Genomic DNA, 3,789 nt, shown 5'->3' with positions numbered 1-3,789 from the left:
CACCCGCGCCAAATCCGCGCGCGCCGCCGCCGGTTCGGCCGGGACCACCCGGGCCGCCTGCACGGTTGCCGCCAATTCGCCTGGAAAAGTTGATGCCATAACGCAGCCGGTCGCTGGTCACCCGGTCATAGTTCACTGCGCGCTGGTCAATCGCCAGCAGGCTGCCATCGACATCGCGGACAATCCGGTCGGGAAATGCTGCCTCGATTTCAGGGGTCAGGATGGGAAAGCCCGAGGTGGTGCCAAAGCTGCGGTTGCGAATATATTCCGCGAGGAAATCCAGCCCTTCGACAAACGGCGGACGGTAGCTCAGCGACACCTTCACATCGCGGCGCGATTCAGGGGTCAGGAACGGATTGCCGCCGGTGATGATCGTCGCCAGCACGGTTTCATTGCGCGCCAGATCAAACGTGCTGACATTGGGCGTCACGATCTGCGGATCACCAAGCTGGCTGATTCCGGGCGCGGCTTCTTCGGCGATCAGCGATGCTTGCAGGGTCAGCGACTCGGTGGGCGACCAGTTGACGCCGTAGCCGAACGCGAACAGCCCGCCCGCATCGCTGAGTTCACGATAGCCGATGTTGCCGTTGACCGAGAGGCTGCCGAACCACGTGCTGGCGTATCGTTCGACCAGCGGCACATCAATATTGGCGGCAACGCCTGCCTCTGTACGGCGCAGGGAGGTTTCCCCAAGACCTGTAAGGCGGCTGTCGGTCGCATCGATGGCGCGGCGCGCCACATCGCCGATCAAGGTCAGGTTGATCGGACCTGCGGGCAGATCCGCAAGCGTGCCATTGACCGTCAGCTGGCTGCTGAGCACCTGGTTGCGGCTTTGCGCGGCATCGCTGATCAGCGCAGGCAGCTGGCTGCCGAGCGTGCCGGTAAACGGATTGATCGCCCCCGTCGGGCTGGAAATCGCCGCCTGCAGGCCGCTGAGATCAGCCGCGCGGTCAATCGTGGTCAGCGTGTCAGTGCGGTTATAGTCGCCGGTCAGCGACCATTTCCACGAGGCCGGGAGTTCGCCGTTGATGTTGAAACCCAGCGCATAATTGTCGGTGTCGACCGTGCGGGTCAGCGTGCGCGGATCTGAAAACGCCGTGAGCAGGCTGACATCATTTGAGAAGGGCGAGAACGGGTTGCTCGCCGGAATGGTCAGCGCGCCGGTATTGAGCCCCAGCAGCGATGTCGTGGCAGTGTTGGTGTAGGTGGCGTTAATCTGCGCGTTGGTGCCGGGGCCAAAGTTGCGCGTGTAGGTGGCATTGGCCTGAATGCGGTCCGATTCGGGGATCAGGGTCCGGAACGCGCCCAGTTCGGTTGTGTTGGCATCGGCGGTAAAAGCAGAGAGCGCAGGCGCACCGCCAATCCCCTGCGGCACACCGACAAGGCTAAGCGGTCGCCCCGCCAGCACGGTCAGCGCCGGATCGATCTGCGCGCCGCCCGCAAACGGAAACGCGCCGATGTTGCCGCCGAGCGCGAACGGCAGGCTGCTGACGGGCTGCACGAGATTGCGCTCGCTTTCGAGCAGGCTGGTGCCCAGCTCATATTCGACATCAACAATCAGCCTCGAATTGGTGCCCAGCCGGGTGAATGTGCCCTCGAACTCGGTCGAACCAAAGCCGCCCTGCGTCGCCCGGCCACTGTCGATCTCAAGCGCGAGGCTCTTGAAATTGTCGACCAGAATGAAATTGATCACCCGCTGATCCGGCCGGAAGCCATATTTTAACGCCAGTTCTTCAGGGAACACCTCGACCCGCTGCACCGCTTCTGGCGGCAGATCACGCAGCGCGCGAAAGCTTGAAACGCGCTGACCGTTGAGCAGGATGACTGGCTGGCCACCGCCTCGGCCACGCGCACTGCCGGTCTGCGGCGCGATCTGCTGTAACAGTTCGGCCAGCGACGATGCGCCATAAGATGCGACATCGGCTGCATCAAGCGTCGCCACCGGCGGGACATCGGTCTGCACCGATCCACGCAGTCGCTGCGCTGTGACGACAATCGTCTCTCCGTCGCTATCGGGGTCGGTATCGGGCGCGGCGGGCGTCTGCGGTTGGTCGGTGTCAGCGGTCGCTGTGCCGATGGGAGCGCCGGTGCTTGCCAAAGCGGCCGGGCTAACCCCCAGCGACAACAGGGTCAGCAACGACAGGCACGCAGCGGGTGTTACGGACGAAAAATCAGCTCGACAAAATGGCATATGCGGAAGAGGGCTCTTGCAAACGGGGGGTGCAAAGATGTGCTGCACTGCAATATGGTTGCACCCATCGCCTTGACCAGTCATGAATTGTATCAAAGTTTCGCATCCCCCCAAAAAAGCCCGGCAAAGCCTGAGCTTTGCCCGCGGAAATCCCACAAACTCGCTGCTTTTCTTTTGGCTGCTTTGTCTGTAAGGCCCGCTGACATTGGCGCTGGGACACGATTGTGCACCAGCGTGAAACTGTGGCGCACGTCCTGTGCCATTCATTGATCAGATTAAATTGCAGGGGCCGAATGGCAAAAGAAGAACTTCTCGAAATGCGCGGCCAGGTGGTTGAACTGCTGCCCAACGCCATGTTCCGCGTCAAGCTGGAAAATGATCACGAAATTTTGGGCCACACCGCCGGCAAGATGCGCAAGAACCGCATTCGCGTGCTGGTGGGCGATGAAGTGCTGGTTGAACTGACCCCTTATGATCTGACCAAGGGCCGGATTACCTATCGCTTCAAATAAGCGATAACGCACCGGCATGGCCAACCCGCTGCCTTTGATCCCACCGCAGCTGATCCTTGCCTCTGCGAGCCCGCGACGCCGCGATTTGCTTGGCCGGATTGGTATTGAACCCGCCGCGATCGTGCCCGCCGACATTGATGAAACGCCCCGCAAGGGCGAGTTGCCGCGCATCTACGCTGCGCGCATGGCTTCAGAAAAAGCAAATGTGGTCGCCGCGCTCAAGCCCGAATGCGCCGTTCTCTCGGGCGATACCGTGGTGGCCGCCGGCCGCCGCATCCTGCCCAAGGCCGAAACCGAGCGCGAGGCGCGCGATTGCCTGAACCTGCTGTCCGGACGGCGCCACCGCGTGCTGTCTGCAGTCACGCTGGTTCTGCCCGGAGGCAAGGCGTGGCATCGGCTGTCAGAAAGCACCGTCACCATCAAGCGCCTGCACACCGATGAGATCGACAGCTATATCGCCAGCGGCGAGTGGCAGGGCAAGTCGGGCGGCTATGCCATCCAGGGCTTTGCCGAGGCGCTGATCCGCACCATCGCAGGCAGCTACAGCGGGATCATGGGCCTGCCACTCTACGAGACCCGCATGCTGCTGTTGGCCGCCGGGCTGACCCGCTCCGGGCCATGAACGGCTGGCTTTACGAACGCGGCATCGGCGAGGAGCGCGCCGCGCTGGTTGAACGCGGGCGGATTGTCGAGGCGCGGGTCCGGCGCGATGCTGACCGGCTTGGCCCCGGCGCGATTGTCGAAGGGCGGCTGCTGGGCAGAAGCGCGGGTGGTCATCGCGCGCGCGTACTGCTGAACGATGGCAGCGAGGCCATGCTCCAGCCTGTCCCCAAAGACATGACCGAAGGGATGACGCTACGCGGCGAGGTGATCCGCGCTGCGCTGTTTGAGGCACCAGCGAACAACGGTGGCCCCAGTCGCCGCAAGCCGATGCGACTGCGTGGCGTCGATCCGGCGACGCCGCAGCGCGATGCCCCGCAGCTGATCGACCAACTGCGTGCCAGCGGTGTTCCAGTGACCGAATGCGCGCCGCATGGCGCCGACCTGCTCGCCGAGGCGGGTTGGACAGACGTGATGGCCGAGGCT

The 3,789-nt window shown here is 63.2% G+C and carries 3 protein-coding genes and 1 pseudogene; 3 read left to right on the top strand and 1 reads right to left on the bottom strand.

Annotated elements, in window-relative coordinates:
• On the bottom strand, nucleotides 1-2,137 hold a 2,137-nt coding region (locus ACEW8G_RS10110), incomplete at its 3' end, for a TonB-dependent receptor (RefSeq protein ID WP_373488297.1).
• Between the two features lie 347 nt (nucleotides 2,138-2,484).
• On the opposite strand from ACEW8G_RS10110, the gene infA reads away from it, so the two are divergent.
• The 3 genes and pseudogenes from infA to ACEW8G_RS10095 form a co-directional block, all read left to right on the top strand.
• Nucleotides 2,485-2,703 carry a translation initiation factor IF-1 gene (gene infA / locus ACEW8G_RS10105; RefSeq protein WP_010162480.1) on the top strand — a complete coding sequence of 73 codons (219 nt, stop codon included), beginning with the start codon at nucleotides 2,485-2,487 and terminating at the stop codon, nucleotides 2,701-2,703.
• A 16-nt stretch (nucleotides 2,704-2,719) separates the two neighbouring features.
• The gene (locus ACEW8G_RS10100) at nucleotides 2,720-3,325 is read left to right on the top strand and encodes a nucleoside triphosphate pyrophosphatase (RefSeq protein ID WP_373488296.1); all 606 of its coding nucleotides are present in this window, start codon (nucleotides 2,720-2,722) and stop codon (nucleotides 3,323-3,325) included.
• Nucleotides 3,322-3,789 (top strand): annotated as a pseudogene (locus ACEW8G_RS10095) (ribonuclease); the annotation flags it as partial. The gene ACEW8G_RS10100 and the pseudogene ACEW8G_RS10095, both read left to right, overlap by 4 nt.

The sequence above is a fragment of the Blastomonas sp. genome (assembly GCF_041747255.1).
GTDB lineage: Bacteria > Pseudomonadota > Alphaproteobacteria > Sphingomonadales > Sphingomonadaceae > Blastomonas.
The sequence above is the reverse complement of the archived record's forward strand: the minus strand, read 5'-3'. Positions and strand labels throughout refer to the sequence as shown.

Excerpts from the sequence above, each read along its gene's own strand:
- infA (WP_010162480.1), top strand. The coding sequence starts at position 2,485 with ATGGCAAAAGAAGAACTTCTCGAAATGCGCGGCCAGGTGGTTGAACTG.
- ACEW8G_RS10100 (WP_373488296.1), top strand. The coding sequence starts at position 2,720 with ATGGCCAACCCGCTGCCTTTGATCCCACCGCAGCTGATCCTTGCCTCT.